Origin of the sequence: Aureliella helgolandensis, assembly GCF_007752135.1 — a bacterium.
Classification (GTDB): Bacteria; Planctomycetota; Planctomycetia; order Pirellulales; family Pirellulaceae; genus Aureliella; species Aureliella helgolandensis.
Window position 1 is genome coordinate 4947341 of the sequence record NZ_CP036298.1, and the last position, 16266, is coordinate 4963606.

Consider the following 16266-nt stretch of genomic DNA (forward strand, 5'->3'; position numbering starts at 1 on the left):
GCTCACCGGTGGTACCGGTCCCCAGTGCTGAATCCCAGTGCTGGACGGCACACATCCCGATCCCCGTTTGGTTGCTGAGCAAATTTGCCAGTCACTATCCTGGCAATAAGTGGGCCGGCGTGGAACTTTAGTGAGCCTCAGTCTACAGATTTAGCGGCGGCACCAAGTCCTTGAGGGGAATTCTTTGGAAGGTCAGCTGAGCTTGGCTGCCTTCATACAGGATGCCGACCGTATGCCGGTCGATCATGGACATGCAGGAATAACCACTGCCACTTCCTTTATCCAGTAGAAGGTGATGCTCTTTCGGCCAGGTGAGTCCATGATCTGGGGACGCCTTGATCGTGATGTGATGGCGTCCACGCGTGCTGTCAGGGTTGGAAAACAGGAGCCAGGTGCCAACATTAGCTCCCACTTCTCGGTCCACGTTGATAAGACTTGCCATGCATGCAGTGGGCTCAATCAAGGCCCGTTCGGAGGAGGCGTGCTTGTGCCAGGTTTTTCCCATATCGTTGGTCGTCATGACAACTCGCACCGAATCTCGGTTGTAGCGACAATTCAACATCAACACCCCTGGCTCGAGCTCCACCACTTGCGCTTCCGTCGTATCGTCGAAAGCCCCAGTCCCAATATGCCAGTTCGCTCCATGATCCTTGGAATAGAGAATCGTGGAATGGGGCAAGCGATCATTCTCTGGGGAGTCCTGATACTGTGCAGCGAACACGAGAGTACCATCCTGCATGGTGATTCCCTTACCAGGTCCCTGTAGGAGGAAACACCATTCTGGGCGTTTAACTTGCTGGGTGATATTGATGGGGTCAGACCAAGTAAGTCCGTCATCGTCACTCCGCACGAGTATTAATTGCCCTGTTTCCTCGGGCTGAAGTCCTGGACCAGATCCATGCCAAGAACGATTCCCGTGGCTCCAAGTTGCCGCGACCCAGATCGTGCCGGTATTTCGATCGACCAGCACAGCCGGATCGCCAATTCCATCGTAATTCCATTCCGGATCCTGCCCCATGTCCATGATGGTTCTCATCGGCCGCCAGCTCAGACCACCATCGGTGGAACGCGACATTCCCACATCAATATCGCCCGGAAGATCCCCTCCCTTGCTTCTCCGGTTATCGTAAACGCTGATGAGTGAGCCACTCAGGGTCGTAGCTAAGCCTGGAATACGATAGGTGTGGACTCCATCTTCGCCGCGACTACGCAGCGCGATCCCCATCCGTTGCACCGTTGGGGCAGCGTCGAGTTGGATCGTTTCACCATTTGAAAAAGTCAGTTGCTCGCATACCGCGCCGATACGGTGATCGATATTGGCATCCTTTCGAAGCCCACAAGCGATCCAAACGTAGTTCGCACCTTCGCCGAGTTCTAGACCGCAATCGAACTGAAAAGACGAATCGATTCGCTCCGTAGAACCCAATGCAACAGCCGTGTTGAAGCGCCCGCTTGAGCCAGTGAAGAATGCACTCACTTGCGTAATCTCGTCCTCCAGTATAGTTCCCTTCAAGTTGCCGCGAATCTGAGATAAAGAAATGGGAGACACGCGCCCCGAAGTTTCGATCTTCAGTTTCACGATGGGGCAATGTTCCACTCCCACCAGGGCAGGCAACGTCAGTGGAACGACCTCTGCCGCAACAATTCTCTGCACTTGGGCGGGTGCGATACGTACATCATCGATCAACACTCCGGTACCAGGGGGACTGGTCACGGAGATTCGCAAGCGATCAAGGTTGGGGTCAGCCAGTGCTAGATCGATATCCGACAGAAAACCACGGCCGACTTGAATTTGTTTGTCGCCATTCCATATTTCCAGCCACTGCCCGTCCACCCGCTTCTCAATCCGAAACGTAAAGGGCGAGCGTTTGGTCCACCGCTCCGCACGAAACGTCAAGTTTCCATCGGTACGGACCGCCCCAGCCAATGTCAATTCGATGGAAGTCTCCGTGCCACCTGCCAAGTGCAAACACTGCTTGCCATTCGCAGCATGCTCCCTGTCGACTCGCGCACTCCCGCGGACAACAACCCACTTGCCCAAGTTCGTATCCAGCGACTGAAAGGGGCCAGCCTGCGCATGCTCAAAATCCGCTGTATTAGCCCGCAAGGCTCCTGCAAGCACAAATGCGAACACTGGAACTAGGGTAAACGCGGCAGTGAGTGCTCGCTGCCAGCTCAAACTTCGATTCATTGTTTAACTTTCCAAATTCGAATTCTCTGGACGTGCAACTGGTCGCCCTCGTGAAACCTTCCCCCACATCGCGTCACGCAATAAGCTTGCCTGGCGATGAATCGGGCGACGCGTTCGTCAATCGGGCTCACACTTGAGAAATCCCTCGAGGATCGTAATGGCATTGCCGGTCAAGTGAACACGATCGTGCACCACCTCGCAGCGGACGATTCCGCCGCGTGGCGACGCCTGGTACCCAACAAGTGTTGTGCGTCCCATTCGCTCCGCCCAGTAGGGGGCCAAACAGCAGTGAGCCGATCCTGTCACGGGGTCCTCCGCAATGCCGCACCGTGGGGCAAAGAACCGCGATATAAAATCGACTCCTTCGATATCGGCGGTAGAGGTGACCATGACACCTCGTGTTTCCACTCTGGCCAACTGTCGGTAGTCCGGATTCAGGTCGCGAACCACGTCGGGTGAATCGACACATACCATGATGTCAAACGAAGTTTGAAAAAACTCGGCCTGCGGAATACGCAGCGTTTCTAGAAGTTCCAGCTTTACTGCTTCGGACTTGAGGGGTTCGACGGGCGATGCCGGGAAATCCAATTTGATTCCTAAACCGGTGCTGTAGCAAACCAACTGGCCACTCTTGGTCCGAAAGCGAATTGGCATGCTGTGTTGGACTCGCTTGAGCTCCCACAGCACATGCGCTGCAGCGAGCGTAGCATGGCCACACAAGTCAACTTCTGTCGATGGTGTAAACCACCGCAAGTGATACAGACTCGCCTCTTCGGTTGGCACGACGAACGCGGTTTCCGCCAAATTCATCTCAGCAGCAACACATTGCAACCACTGGTCGGAGGCAAACTTATGTAAAATACAGATCGCTGCCGGATTGCCAGTAAAGGCACGCTCTGCGAAGGCATCAACCTGCCAAATGGGTAGACTGGATGGACTCATGGGGTTTTCTGCAGCGATCTGGGTGGCGAATGCTGCGTTGGGGGAGTTAGGGGCTCAACGAGCGTCAGTAACATTTTTGAGGATGGACAATAGCCAATGCGCTGGCGAATTGCGAAATTCCTAATCCTGCTGATCCTAGCCTGGTGCACCATGACGACGCTTCATGAGTTTGGGCACATCGTGAGCGGATGGGCCTGCGGAGGAACGCTGCAAAGCGTGAGCTTGGTTCCATGGAGTTTACCCTACAGTATCTTTGAACCTGATCCGTGGCCATTGTTTACGCTGTGGGGTGGGCCCATCGTGGGCAGCTTGCTCCCCGTGATGTTGGCGTTAATCGTGCGCCAGCCCTGGAGCGCGTTCATTGCCTATTTCTGTCTACTCTCCAATGGAGCTTACCTCGCAACCGCCTGGATGACTGGCGACCGATACCTCGACACCACCAAACTGCTCGATCACGGCGCACCTCCCCTAGCCATCGCCGCATTCTGCGGACTCACCATTAGCGTCGGGTACCTGGGTTTTCGGCGACAATGTATCTATTGGCTTTCTCCAGAACTGGACAACGATTCTACAGGTAGCAGTTGCACTGCATCCACAACCACGTAGCCATCTGTCCCTTGATTGCTGATCTCGAGGGTTAGCTGGCCCTTGGCCAGCTCGTATTCCCCCACGCCTCCGAAGGGCGCATCCGAGGGTTGCTTGCGTTGGTTGACGGTCGCCTTCCACTTTTCCCCCGCCTGTTCCAGGACAAGGGGAACGTTGGTTGCCCGGTTGCTGTGTGGAGCGTAGGCGATGTTCAACGCATACCGTCCAGGCTGTGCCACGTCGAACTGAAAACGGATCGACTGTTGCCCCTTGTTGGCGTTCCCATCATGAACGTAGCCGGCCCCCACGTAAGGTCCGATCGTGGCACTGTGGCTGCTGAATCCTTGCCTGACTCCAGCTTGGTCATCGAGCACGGTACCAGGCAAGTCATCGACTGAAATACCCTCCGGCGACTGGCGTTTGGGACCGTTCCACTCCAAAATCTGCTTGGAATCAAGCAGATGCATTTGCAACTTACGGTAGTCAATATTTTGCACCGCTTGGCCGGACTGAATGGCATGCATCGCAGCGGTTGCCGTCGACTGGCCTAAGACCATAAACACGGGTTCCATCCGAATGGATCCATAGGCGATATGACTCGCACTCAAACAGACGGGTACCAGTAGATTCTCACACTCCTCTCGGCGCGGAGTCACTGCACCGTAGTCGATTGCGTAAGGTGAAAATCCTCCTACCTCAACATCCCCTTCATTCAAGACATGGCCTGTCTCGGTCACATAACGCTGAATGTTGTGGGAGTCCATCGTGTAGGCCGCCAACGCGATGGGGCGAGTTGCCACTTCCCTACCCTGGCAGTGGTGCTGAGTCATCACCATCGAACCGATCATGCGACGAGCTTCCCGAATATAGAGCTGTTCCTGCCAACCATCCTCTCTTTCAAATTCGTCGCGGCAGGTCCCCCAGCGAGCCACTTCCATTCTAATTTTCTCGGGAACTCGTGGATGATTGGCCAGTGTCCACATGAGCCCCTGCTGGTAATTGCGATGCGCCGCGACAATCTCCGCCCGCTCCGCGTAGCTGGCTTCGGGATAGGAATAATTCTGCCCGATAAAATCGGTGGAAAACCCCGTACGATTGTTGGTATCCGTTTTGCGATTGGGCATCGCAGAATTAATCCATGGAAAACCGCTTTCTCCTGCTTCAAAGTTTCGCAGCAGCAATTCATAAAGCTGTGGCTGATACCCGCTCGGCTTGGCGAAGGGCACGCGATTGTCGGGATGATCGGTCAGGCACATGCGAAAGCAGTAGGCCTGCACGCGTCGATCGCCTGAGCCATCCTTAGCGGGCGGTTGGTCTTCAACTCCTGGCAAAAGACCGCTAGAGGGATCCCCTGGTACAACGTAAGCATCGACGCCAGGAACGAACTGATGGTAGACAGCATGTTGTGTTTGGACGCCATTGAGCGTTTCTTGATAGGCGGCATTGGGCTCGCGTCCGACCGTGTACCCCACGCCAGCCGTCGCTAGCAAGTCCCCTTCGTAGGTTGCATCCAGGAACATCTTACCACGATACGTTTCGCCGCTTTCCATGGTGATGGCAACAATCCGTCCGTCCTTCATCTGCACGCCAGCCCCTCGTTGAAGGGAAGACTTGCTGCCGGATCGGTCGAGCCGCTGTTCATACACGACCGGTACATTGTACTCCTTGACCCAATCTTGCATGGTTGCCAATGCGGCCTGAGGCTCAAACGTCCACATGGCATCTTCCTCAGCCAGATTCCGTGTTTGCCCACCCGAGCGGTATTCGTGTTTCTGCTGCCATTTCCAATGTTTCGGTTGGTCGTAGTACTTGCGAATGCGTTGGTAGAATTCACGAGCCAATCCACCAATGGCGGCCTTATTGCCGATATCGGTTTGCCCGAGACCGCCAGTGGTCAGTCCCCCAATGCGGCGCGACGGTTCGGTCACGATGGTTGTACCTCCCATCTTGCGAACCTGGACGGCAGCAGCAATTCCAGCGGAGGATCCGCCATAGATTACAACGTCAAACTCTTGCTCATTGGCCCCGGCTGGGGAGGACAAACAGACGCAGAGGATCAAGAGTAACCAGAGGGGTTTCAGCGGGCAGCACATCATAGGTTCGTTAGCTTGGGAAACACACGGGCGGGAAGTGCCTGCTAGGATATCACATTCGAAATTGTGATGGGGTGGCGAGCCCTTCAACTTCAATCTTTGAGTAGTGTACGAGGCAATGCGTCCGCTCGAGCCACCGTCCACTGAAGGGACTTCCTTTACTTCGTCCAGTACAATCGTCTCCACGCCTATTGGGCAATCCCCATTTCCCAACTGGCCAGTGGACTACACCATGCATGATGCCCGAATTGTCGAGGTCACTCCATTGCGAATTGTTTCACTTTTACCAAGTGCCACTGAGATCCTGTGCTGCCTTGGACTGGCCGATCAGCTGGTGGGAATATCGCACGAATGCGATTACCCCAGTTCTATCTCGGGGCTCCCGCGAGTCACCCATTCCCTATTGCCTTCCAACGCCACGAGCAGCCAGATCGACCAAGCGGTACGAGAGCGATGGAAAACAGAACCTTCGCTCTACGCGCTCAATGGGCAGCTTCTCGCCGATCTAAAACCCGACTTGATCGTGACGCAAACGCTGTGCAACGTATGCGCCGTACCAGCCAGTGGGGTTCAGACTGCAATACGTCACATGACCCCACAGCCAGCTGTCTTGAATCTTGAACCCAGCACCCTGAGCGATATTTTTGAATCGATTCGCCAGGTTGGTATCGCCAGCAATTGCGAGCGGAGAGCTGAAGCAACCCTCGCTGAGTTAGAGGAGCGAGTGGAACGAGTCACGAGGACTTCGTGCGATATAGAAATGCTCCCAACCGTTGTGCTCCTCGAATGGATCGACCCGCCATTCTCGGCCGGACATTGGAATCCCGAGCTAGTGGCTCGCGCCGGTGGAGAGGATTTTTTTAAGAGGGGAGGGCAGCAATCGATTGCAATCCAGTGGGAGCAAATCGTTGCAGCGGATCCAGAGGTGTTAGTGATTGCTTGCTGCGGATTTGACGTTCCGAGGACTTTGCAAGATCTTCCGACCCTGCAATCCAATCCGCAGTGGAGTTCCCTGACTTGCGTCCAAACCGGCCGCGTCTACGTCGTCGATGGCTCAGCCTACTTTAATCGTCCAGGGCCCCGAATTGTGGATAGCCTCGAACTCCTAGCGCACGCACTGCATCCGACGCTCCACCCGCGCCCTACGGGACTCCCCCCGCTGCATTCCGTCTCCCCGCAGGTTCCCGTCAGGGTGCTCCCCACCTCGGCCCCCCGCACCGTGGCTTGGATAGGAGGCACTGCCATCCTCCCCGATCGACTCTTGCCCAACTCGACCGTGCTCTGCAGAAACGGACGAATCACAGCGGTCAGTGAGAGGGAAGAAATTCCCGACCAGTCCCTTACGTTCGATGTCCGTGGAAAATATGTCTCTCCCGGCTTTGTCGACATTCACGTGCATGGTGGGGACGGAGCTGATTTTATGGATGGCCAGGTGGAAGCCGTTGAACAAGTATGCCGTGCCCATTTACGGCGTGGGACCACCACGATCTTCCCGACCACGACCACCGGAACACCTCAACAAATCCTAGCCATGATTGCCGCTTGCCAAAGTGTCGCTCTGTGCGCGTCCAATCCGGAGCTCACCACCGGGCTGCCAAACCTACCAGGTGTGCATCTCTACGGCCCCTACTTTGCCGAGGACAAAGTAGGGTGCCACTCCTCCACCGGACGGCGCAGCCCCACTCGAGACGAAAACCAAGCGTACTTCGATACCCAATTTGTCCGCATTGCGACCTGCGCTGCGGAGCTCCCTGGTGCATCTGAGTTCTACCAAATGGCGCGCCAATCGCACTGTCTAATTACCTGCGGTCACTCCAATTCAAGCTGGGGCGAAATGCTGACGGCCTTCGAACATGGCATGCGACATGTAGATCATTTTTGGTGTGCGATGAGCAGCGTTCCCTCTTTAAGAAAACGCTTCAACGTCCCCATGCAAGCCAGTATGGCTGAGTTTGTATTGATGCACGAGGACATGAGCACCGAAGTCATCGCTGATGGGTTCCATTTGGCGCCCGAGTTGCTGGAATTTGCTTACCGCATGAAAGGCGCGACCCGTTTGTGCTTAGTAACCGATGCGAATCGCGCCTTGGGAATGCCGGCCGGTGAATATCGATTTGGAAACCGAGAGAGTGGCAGTTGGCTCTACAGTGATGGCCAGGTCGGTTGGTCGCAAGATCGTCAGAGTCTGGCGAGTTCTATCGTGGGCCTGGATCACATGGTGCGCCACATGCACGCCCACACGTCCGCGTCGCTACCGGAGATTATCCGCATGGCCAGTCTCACTCCCGCTGAGCGAGCTGGGGTAGAGCAAAATTTAGGCAGCCTATCGCCGGGGAAACAAGCCGACCTACTCATCCTGGACTCCCAGTTAAGCGTAGAGCAAGTTTACGTTCGTGGACAACGGTGCGGACCGCAAGTCTAAGCGGTGCACCATCGGCGTTCTTCGCAATTCACGACGTAACCTTGCAGCCCGTTCCGCCAAGCTCTTGACTGCCGCGCGAACCACAGACTCTAATGCAGCCTTCAACCATCACCGCGAGAAAGCGCTTCGGCCGCTCGCTCTAAATCATTGCAAGAATAGGTGTTCGATAATTGTGAGCAAGGCCCAAGCTTCACCTCCCAGTCGCCTTTGGATTTTCTATGCATGGCTAGCCCTTTTTTTCGGGAGTTGGGGCATCCTGGTCTTTTCCTGCAATTTATGGCCAGTCGTCCAATCGCACTGGCCAATCGCGCTCACGATGAGCTTTGGATCGTATATCGCAGGTTCGACCCCCATGGGCGGTGGTACCGTGGGCTTTCCCGTGCTCGTCCTGTTTTTCGACCTTCCAGGTTCACTGGGTAGAAATTTCGCGTTAGCGGTCCAAGCGATCGGAATGGTGTCTGCAAGCATCTATATTTTCGCGGCGCGGCGTCCCGTTGATTGGGACATTTTGCGCCCAGCCATTGCGGGAGCAATCCTAGGAATGCCGCTGGGGGCTGTCTGGATCGCCCCCTACGTTCCGGACCTATGGGTCAAGCTCACGTTCGCTGTCGTGTGGTGCAGCTTCGGAGTGCTCCACCTACTCAAACTCAAAGAACTGATTGCAGCGCAGGGCACCCGCGTTCGCAACCCGCAACCCCTGAGACGCATTGGATTCTCAATTGGTCTGCTCGGTGGGGTGGTTGCCGCAGTCACCGGAGTGGGAATCGATATGATTGTCTACGCCACGCTCGTGCTGCTATACCGCTCGGACTTAAAAGTAGCCATCCCAACCTCCGTGGTGATTATGGCCTTCACTTCCCTGCTGGGCATCAGCACGAATTACTTACTAGCCACCGCATTCCCAGCGCATTTTAGCATTGCCCCCGAAGTATTCGCTAACTGGTTGGCAGCTGCTCCCGTGGTCGCCCTGGGTGCCCCGATCGGTTCGATTGTGGTCAACCTGATCTCGCGTGCACCCACGCTGATCTTGGTCTCGATACTCTGCATTGGACAATTCCTATGGACGCTAATCGACGAACAGGTGTCCGGGCTAACACTTTTGGTAGCACTCGGCGGAGTCCTGATTGTCAACGCAGTATTCCAGCTGCTCTACCGAGTGGGGAGTGACCACCCCAGCCCGGTCGATGCGGTTGAGCCGACCAGCTGTGCCATTGGGCACCAATCATCGTAGGAGAACAGACTCTACTTCAACACGGGGCCTTCAAGCGGTGTGCCGTTGGTCGAAAGGATTTGAAAATGGTGGATCCCATGTTTTTGACCATCGGAATGAGTCCAGACGACCTTCTTGTCTCGATTCACTTCAATGAGCTTCGGTGCTTGAGGATCTTTCTGACCACCCGCGTAGCTTGTAACCACGATATTACCATTCGGCAATAGCTGTCCTCCACACGGATCTTGCAGCCACTCTCCAGGCAAATCTTCATTCGTCAGCTGCCAGTGCACCTTGCCAGTCGAATCGAAGTCAACCACTCGGTTCGCATGGGTACAGCAGACGAGAGTCTGTCCGTCATCATGCCGAATGCCAGTAAACGGCCATGAATGTATGGCATGCTGGGCGTCTCCTGCCACAGTGGTATCAATTTTGGATAGCACCGTCCCATCCTCACCATATTGAAACACTGCGAAATCGAGCAAGTGAGGTACCAAGTAGGTTCCATCTGCTTCCTTACGGGCCATGCGCGTTTGCATATGATGGTTTTCGAGCTGGCAGGCCAATGGAAACTCCTGGATGGTTTTACCGGTCGCATCTAGCTCCAGCAGTCTCGGCTTGGGGCCAGCTTCCGTCAGCACAAAAGTGCCTTCAGCGGTCGGGTGTACGCTGTTTACCTCCGCTTGCGTGCCTCGCCAGAGAAGCGATTCCTCCCCATTGGCTTGGATACGGACAACGGCTCCCCCAGGATACTTTTTCGACTTACTCAGAGTCAACAAGACGGTACCATCCGCCAGCACGAATCCGTCGCGTGTGGAATGAGGATAACTCCACTCTTTATTTCCGCTCTCATCCATGATGTACGTTTCTTGACCGCACGCCAGAAAACGGTGCGTAACATCGCTAGCGTGAGCAGCGCCCGCCGAGCATACGCAGCCAGCAAAGGCTATTGCCAAGACCGTCAGCTGTCGCCAGGCACTGGGTACCGGTCGTTTCGCAGGACCTCTCCACGCATCCGCCTGCGCCGCTGTGGGCATTGAGCAGGAAAGGAGAGGTCTACCGGAGCAGGGGATGGCAGCGGGTGCGCAGGCCTCAACCTCGGCCGACCCAACATCACATGTGCTCAACAGCTTTGGGGTGCGTTCGTTCATGGTTCTTCGATCCTTAAGTGAATATTGATTAGGCAACTCATTGCCATCCCTAGGAGGGTCCCAGGTAAAGGTGAGTTGGCTGGAGCTGCCGAAGCGCAAGTCGCCGGAAACAGCAAATGCATGAAATGTTGCTGGCTAGGGCAGCCAGGGCTGGCGGCCTTCACGCTCGGTTAAGAATTTTGCATCCACGGTCTTGTACCAAGCGTGGAGCTCCTTGCGCATTTGCTCTACGCGATCTGGCATGTCTGTAGCCAAGTCATGCTGTTCGCCGATATCGTCCTTCAAATTGTACAAGTGCACGCGTCCGTCTTCATAGCGTTCGACCAGCTTGAGATCTCCTTGACGAATCGCCCCGCCAGGAAATCCGCCTTGGTTGCTGTAGTGGGGATAGTGCCAGAACAACGAAGGACGCTGAAGTTCTTTACCACGGAGTGCAGGCAGAAGATTGACCCCATCGACTTCATGGATGATCTCTACGCCAGCAATCTTGGCAACGGTGGGAAACAGGTCAATCGAACAGATCGGTTCACTAGATTCACTTCCCGGGGCTGTCACGCCTGGATAGCGAATTAGCCACGGCTCTCGTATTCCCCCTTCGTACACCCAACCCTTTCCGCCGCGTAGTGGTAGGTTGCTGGTAGGCGATCCCTCGGAGGTTGAAAGTCCGCCGTTATCCCCAGTGAAAATCACGACGGTGTTGTCCGCAACTCCTGCGTCCTCCAGTTGTTGCAAGACCTTGCCCACCGCTTGATCCATGGCTTCCACCATGGCGCCATACACGGCATGATTCTGCAAAATTCGGACGTTCCGTGGCTTGTCCCCAAAGACTTGCTCTTCGCTAGCGAACTCCGTCCCGGTGATGGCCTTGGCTTTCTCACGGTATTTTGCCACGAGATCTGGGCGCCCCATGAGCGGTGTGTGTACCGAATAGAACGAGAGATAAGCCAGGAACGGCTGGTCTTTATTGTCTTGGATAAACTGTGCTGTTTCGCGTGCCAGACGATCGGGAAGATGATCCCCTTCAGGACTCTCAACTTTGATCTCCGGATTCTTGAACGGGGCAAAATACTTGTTTCCGGTGTACGGGCCGCCTGCCTTATGACCACCAATGTTGACATCAAAGCCGCGATTCTGAGGAAAATAGGCAGCGTCTTCTCCCAAGTGCCATTTGCCTGCAAAGAAGGTCGCGTAGCCCGCTCCTTTCACAGCCTGAGCAAGCGTGATCTCGTCCAGCGGCATGTGGCCACGCAGTGGGGCGGGATTGAAGGTACCGCTGCGAACCCCTGAAAAAAAGTTGGTGGCCTGAACGCGCGTGGGATACTTACCCGTCATCAAACTATATCGCGTTGGCGAACAGACGGGATTGGCGGCATAGCCATCGGTGAAACGCATGCCAGTTTGCGATAAGCGGTCGACGTTTGGCGTTTCGTAGAAACAATTTGGATTATTGGCACCAATGTCCATATAGCCCAAGTCATCGACCAAAAACACCACGACATTAGGCGGACGACCGACGCTCTCTTCCGCCGGCTGGGCATTTTGACCGTTCGCGGTCAACACGCCCGTCATTCCGCATAACAACAGGCTGACAATCTGATTCAGCTTGATCCTCATCTCCAAACCTCTAGCAATGGGGGCGTTGGGTTGCAAATTTCAGGGCTTGCATGGGCCCCATGATGCATGGGCATGCTTCCAGATTCGTCTCCATCATACACTGCGGCAACATCGCTTGCTTCGTCGCCAACAGTTTCTCTCGGCCGGATTGGAATGGCCGTCGCTTAGACGCGCCGGCTCGTAACTTCCTTACGAAACCTTGCCGCTGACCTCCTGCAATTGCGTCTCCATTAAGAGGCGAGTTTTAGCAATGGCCGTTTTCCACTCCCCCGCTTGCCCCAAAGCAATGATGTCCTGCAACCACTGCATCTCCCTTTCAGACAATTGGTTCGCGTCAACTGAAGTTTCCACGATCACTGCAATTTGCTTGAGTTTCTGCACATCTTGCTGATTGCAGGCAGAATAGAGTGCGATGGCGCAATCATAGCCAAGCTGACTGGTTTCGCCGTATTCGGGCGAGAACCACCAATACCCCAAGCCGATCAGCACAACTGCCGCCAGTAGGGCACCCATTGGTTTTTGGAAAATGCGATTCATCTTTAGTAGTCCTCTCCCGACACGACTTCGGCTTCATTCATGCTCGATAGTTCAGCCCATGTCATGAGATTGATACTCTCCGATACGAAGCGTACCGCCCCATCCCCAAATCCAATCATCCCTCCGCCGAAGTGCTCTGCGTACATTTGCCCCACATGGAGAGCTGGATAGTTGACAGGGTGGATTATCGGTGTGCCAGTGATATCGAGCTCGCCACCAGAGGGCCCGGCATGGACCAGCAAAAAGGTGGCTGCAGCGTCAGGTCCATTGAGTGGCGACTTGATGCGTGGGCGGACAAAGGCTCCCGGCACTACCCCCACCCAAGTCTTATCACTCAGCTTAGAGGAGTGCTCTCCGAAGAAGATTGTGCTACTGGTTCCATCGGTCACGTCTCCCAACCGGACGCGAGAATTCCGATAGAACGGACCATCAGCCACATTGGCAGCATTTCCAGCGATCACGACGGTCTTGGTTTGGGAGGTATAGATGTTCGTAAATACGATCCCGGTAGATGCCGAACCGCACTCGCCCCAGCACGACTCTTGCCCATGACTCGCCACATAGTTGGAACGCCCTAGCAAGATGTTGCCGCCATTTCGCAGAAGCTTTTCGCCCGACTCATCTGCAGCGAAAAATGCATCACTTGGGCCGGATGAGGACGGACATCTAAAACCAGCAAGGGAAGTCGCCAACAACGGATCGCTTCGAAGGTCCGTGATATGACTGCCGAAATTGATTGAGTTCGACAATGCAGCTTGCTCCAGGAAGGGAAGGAGCAGGGCGCTCCAGCCCCAACCAGGTGCCGCATCCCAAGTCAACGGATCAATCGCCGCCTGGGCCGGGCCCCGACCATCACGCGTGGCGTAGGCACAATAACCCGAGGGAAGCATTCGAAATGCGGAATGATAGTTGTGGGCAGCGAGACCGATTTGCTTAAGGTTGTTACTGCACTGCATTCTTCGAGCCGCTTCTCGCGCAGCCCCCACGGCAGGCAGCAACAGGCCCACCAATATTCCGATGATGGAAATCACCACCAGTAGCTCGATGAGGGTAAAACCAGGACGCTTCTGTCGATCAAAGTAATACGCATGCAACATTACAACTCTCCCAAATTTAGGGTCACGTATCCAGTTTGCCGGGACATAGAACGACAACGGATGGGTAGTTAGCCGGCGGTAGCTCGCAAGCTGCGAACGGAGAACACACGCCAAAGTGTAGCCTTGGCTACACTTTGGGATTGTAGCCTATGCTAAATTTGCGTCAAGCGACTATTCTGAGTGCTGAAAACGGAGCCCCCGGCCGGGCACGTAGGCTCGCGTCCCTCAGGGCACCCCACTTGTCGATGGAGAAGAGACATTGGCCAAATCGAACTCCCGCCACGCCCGCGGACTGCATTCGCGAATCCGTTCGGATCACGCCACCGAGCTCGCAGAAGACTACGTAGAAGCCATTGCAGACATTCTCGAACGCCAGGAAGCTTGCCGCGCCGTAGATCTGGCGGAACGCTTTGAAGTGAGCCACGTGACCGTCAATCGCACGATCGGACGACTGGTGCGCGACGGCTACGTTGAAACGGAACCCTATGGGCCCGTCCTACTCACCACCAAAGGCAAACGGGTTGCAAGGACCGCTGCCGAACGGCATCAAGTGGTGCTCGAGTTTCTGCTCGCGCTAGGCGTCAGCCAAGAAATTGCCCAAGTGGACAGTGAAGGCATTGAACATCACGTCAGCCCAGAAACGCTCCAAGCGATGCGGAGCTTTATCCAACGCTGACCTGCCAGCACCGCTGGAGAGCGGAGCGGCTGTCCCAGCGCGTATCCAGGCTCACTGCAGCTGTGATATTCCCCATTCCACCGCGCATACGACTTGAGGCGGGAGCTCGCCGGAAATTGGAGAGAGCACCTTGAGCGCTTGCTCACCACCGATCTTGCCTATCGCAATCGCAGATGAATATCGCACGGCTGGGTCTTCGGGATACAAGGGATGGTTGTCCATCATCCGCGCCGCAAATGTTTGGATTAAATCAGCATCCTCTTGCCCTCGAAAAATTTCCCCCAACGCCCATATTGCAGCGGCGCGTGCATCGGAACGCATGCGTTGGTCATTCTTGGGCACATACTTTCTCAACATGCCGTCGGCCGGTTGGTAACGGTTTCGTCCCAACGCCTGAAAGAGAAAAGCCAGTCGAATGACATCGTCGTGCGATACCAAGCCTGCCCTATCCTCCGACTCCAACATCGCCGTCCACTCTTGGCAATACTCGAAGATGGCATCCAGGTCAGGTTCGGCATCGACAATCTGTTGCAGTGCCCAGGCCGCGCGAATCGAAACCTCCGGGCGGGGATGATCGAGCAATGCAATCAATTGCCCGGAGCGTTCCTTTTGGTCCAGTGCAGCTACGACCAAGACCGCTTGTTCGCTCCCCTGAAACGGCTCGCCCTTCAATTGCTCGTTCAGAATCTCATTCACAATCGGCTCTAGCATGGGGTCGCCTGCTTTTTCGATCAAATGATCGCGTACTGAGCGGCGTACTGTGGGGTTGCGATCACTCAGCAACCCTCCCTGTAGCTTGAGGCTTTCCGCATCGTGCCATTGGTGCAAATGCTTGAGTGCCAACAGACGCATTTGATGGTCTTGATGCCCCAGCGCTTGCTGCGACAGTTCATGGGCTATCTCCGACGCATGCTCGTCCAACCAGCGAAAGGCCATAATTTGCGCAGGCGCAAATTCACTGTCAAAGATGTCCCGCATCAGCCGCGCAGCCGCCTCCCCCTCATGCTGAACCAAAATGCTTGCAGCCAGCTGCTCCTTGGCAAATGCTTGCGAGTCCAGCAACTCCCGAGCCAACGTTTCTTGCCCATCGGTCGACAGGTAACCGAGCGATTGGCTAGCAACGAGCTTGATCGGAAGGGTCAACGCATCGCTCCGCACCACCCCCCTTAGATCCTCGATAGCCTCCGTCGCTGAAATGGCAGACACGCCACGGATGGCTAGCCGCAAGTCGTGTTCCCTGACATGGGGCAAACTAAGTCGCGAGAGCCATTGGGACTTGGCCGCCGAATGCCGCCGTTCAATCAATCCCGCTTCTACCACACTCCGCAAGATCTCATCGCTAGCTGCCATCTTCCACAGCTCGTGCAGCTGTTCATCACTCGCAAGTTTAAGACTGGCTGACACCAGCGCGAGGCGAAGCTGCGCATTGGCCTCTCCCGCAAGCAGAGCCTGCTGCACAGCTCCAACGACTGCGTCGCGTTGTTCCGGTTGGACCGGACTCGCTGATTTTACGATCCGGCGAACCTCCGCGATTCGATATACATCCTGCTCCGAAGACAGCCGATCCATGTCGACCGTGAGCGGAGCTGGCTCGGGAGCGTCCAGTCGCCAGCAACCAAGGTCGGGGTCGAATTCCCAAAGATGACGCAGCTCGACCGCTTCTTGCGATTGCACGATGCTGGCTGCCAGCATCGACATGAGGCAGGTAGCGGAGAATATCAATTTCATATGCAGGCACATGGTGCGTC

General features: G+C 55.5%; 12 protein-coding genes. 4 read left to right on the forward strand and 8 right to left on the reverse strand.

Features of this window, described 5'->3' with window-relative positions:
- Nucleotides 1-142: 142 nt before the first annotated feature.
- On the reverse strand, nucleotides 143-2191 hold the full coding sequence (locus tag Q31a_RS17335) for a sialidase family protein (protein WP_145080561.1): 2049 nt from the start codon (nucleotides 2189-2191) through the stop codon (nucleotides 143-145).
- A gap of 117 nt (nucleotides 2192-2308) precedes the next feature.
- A complete protein-coding gene (locus Q31a_RS17340; RefSeq protein WP_145080564.1) occupies nucleotides 2309-3133 on the reverse strand; it encodes a PhzF family phenazine biosynthesis protein in 825 nt (274 codons plus the stop codon).
- Nucleotides 3134-3229: 96 nt separating this feature from the next.
- Between Q31a_RS17340 and Q31a_RS17345 the strand changes: the two genes are divergently transcribed.
- Entirely contained in the window at nucleotides 3230-3739 is a 510-nt protein-coding gene (locus Q31a_RS17345; protein ID WP_231690811.1) for a hypothetical protein, read from the forward strand.
- Here the strand turns inward: Q31a_RS17345 and Q31a_RS17350 are convergent.
- Nucleotides 3670-5811: an FAD-dependent oxidoreductase gene (locus Q31a_RS17350; protein WP_145087377.1), complete on the reverse strand. Its 2142-nt coding sequence runs from the start codon at nucleotides 5809-5811 to the stop codon at nucleotides 3670-3672. The genes Q31a_RS17345 and Q31a_RS17350 overlap by 70 nt on opposite strands.
- A 232-nt stretch (nucleotides 5812-6043) precedes the next feature.
- Here Q31a_RS17350 and Q31a_RS30895 point away from each other — a divergent pair, with 232 nt between their 5' ends.
- Together Q31a_RS30895 and Q31a_RS17365 are read left to right on the forward strand one after the other, a co-directional pair.
- Complete coding sequence (locus tag Q31a_RS30895; RefSeq protein ID WP_231690812.1) at nucleotides 6044-8233, forward strand: amidohydrolase family protein; 2190 nt, start codon at nucleotides 6044-6046, stop codon at nucleotides 8231-8233.
- Nucleotides 8234-8549: 316 nt separating this feature from the next.
- Complete coding sequence (locus tag Q31a_RS17365) at nucleotides 8550-9464, forward strand: sulfite exporter TauE/SafE family protein (protein WP_231690813.1); 915 nt, start codon at nucleotides 8550-8552, stop codon at nucleotides 9462-9464.
- An 11-nt stretch (nucleotides 9465-9475) separates the two neighbouring features.
- On the opposite strand, the gene Q31a_RS17370 is transcribed toward Q31a_RS17365, so the two are convergent.
- From Q31a_RS17370 to Q31a_RS17385, 4 genes are all read right to left on the reverse strand, one after another.
- Nucleotides 9476-10594: an SMP-30/gluconolactonase/LRE family protein gene (locus Q31a_RS17370; RefSeq protein WP_315851621.1), complete on the reverse strand. Its 1119-nt coding sequence runs from the start codon at nucleotides 10592-10594 to the stop codon at nucleotides 9476-9478.
- Between the two features lie 135 nt (nucleotides 10595-10729).
- Complete coding sequence (locus Q31a_RS17375; protein WP_231690814.1) at nucleotides 10730-12208, reverse strand: sulfatase; 1479 nt, start codon at nucleotides 12206-12208, stop codon at nucleotides 10730-10732.
- Between the two features lie 189 nt (nucleotides 12209-12397).
- Nucleotides 12398-12745, reverse strand: coding sequence for a hypothetical protein (locus Q31a_RS17380; protein WP_145080569.1), 348 nt, complete (start codon nucleotides 12743-12745; stop codon nucleotides 12398-12400).
- Nucleotides 12746-12747: 2 nt separating this feature from the next.
- A complete protein-coding gene (locus Q31a_RS17385) occupies nucleotides 12748-13842 on the reverse strand; it encodes a DUF1559 family PulG-like putative transporter (protein ID WP_145080572.1) in 1095 nt (364 codons plus the stop codon).
- A gap of 259 nt (nucleotides 13843-14101) precedes the next feature.
- Between Q31a_RS17385 and mntR the strand changes: the two genes are divergently transcribed.
- The gene (gene mntR / locus Q31a_RS17390; protein WP_145080575.1) at nucleotides 14102-14518 is read left to right on the forward strand and encodes a manganese-binding transcriptional regulator MntR; all 417 of its coding nucleotides are present in this window, start codon (nucleotides 14102-14104) and stop codon (nucleotides 14516-14518) included.
- Nucleotides 14519-14569: 51 nt separating this feature from the next.
- On the opposite strand, the gene Q31a_RS17395 is transcribed toward mntR, so the two are convergent.
- On the reverse strand, nucleotides 14570-16258 hold the full coding sequence (locus Q31a_RS17395; RefSeq protein WP_145080578.1) for a HEAT repeat domain-containing protein: 1689 nt from the start codon (nucleotides 16256-16258) through the stop codon (nucleotides 14570-14572).
- Nucleotides 16259-16266: the final 8 nt, after the last annotated feature.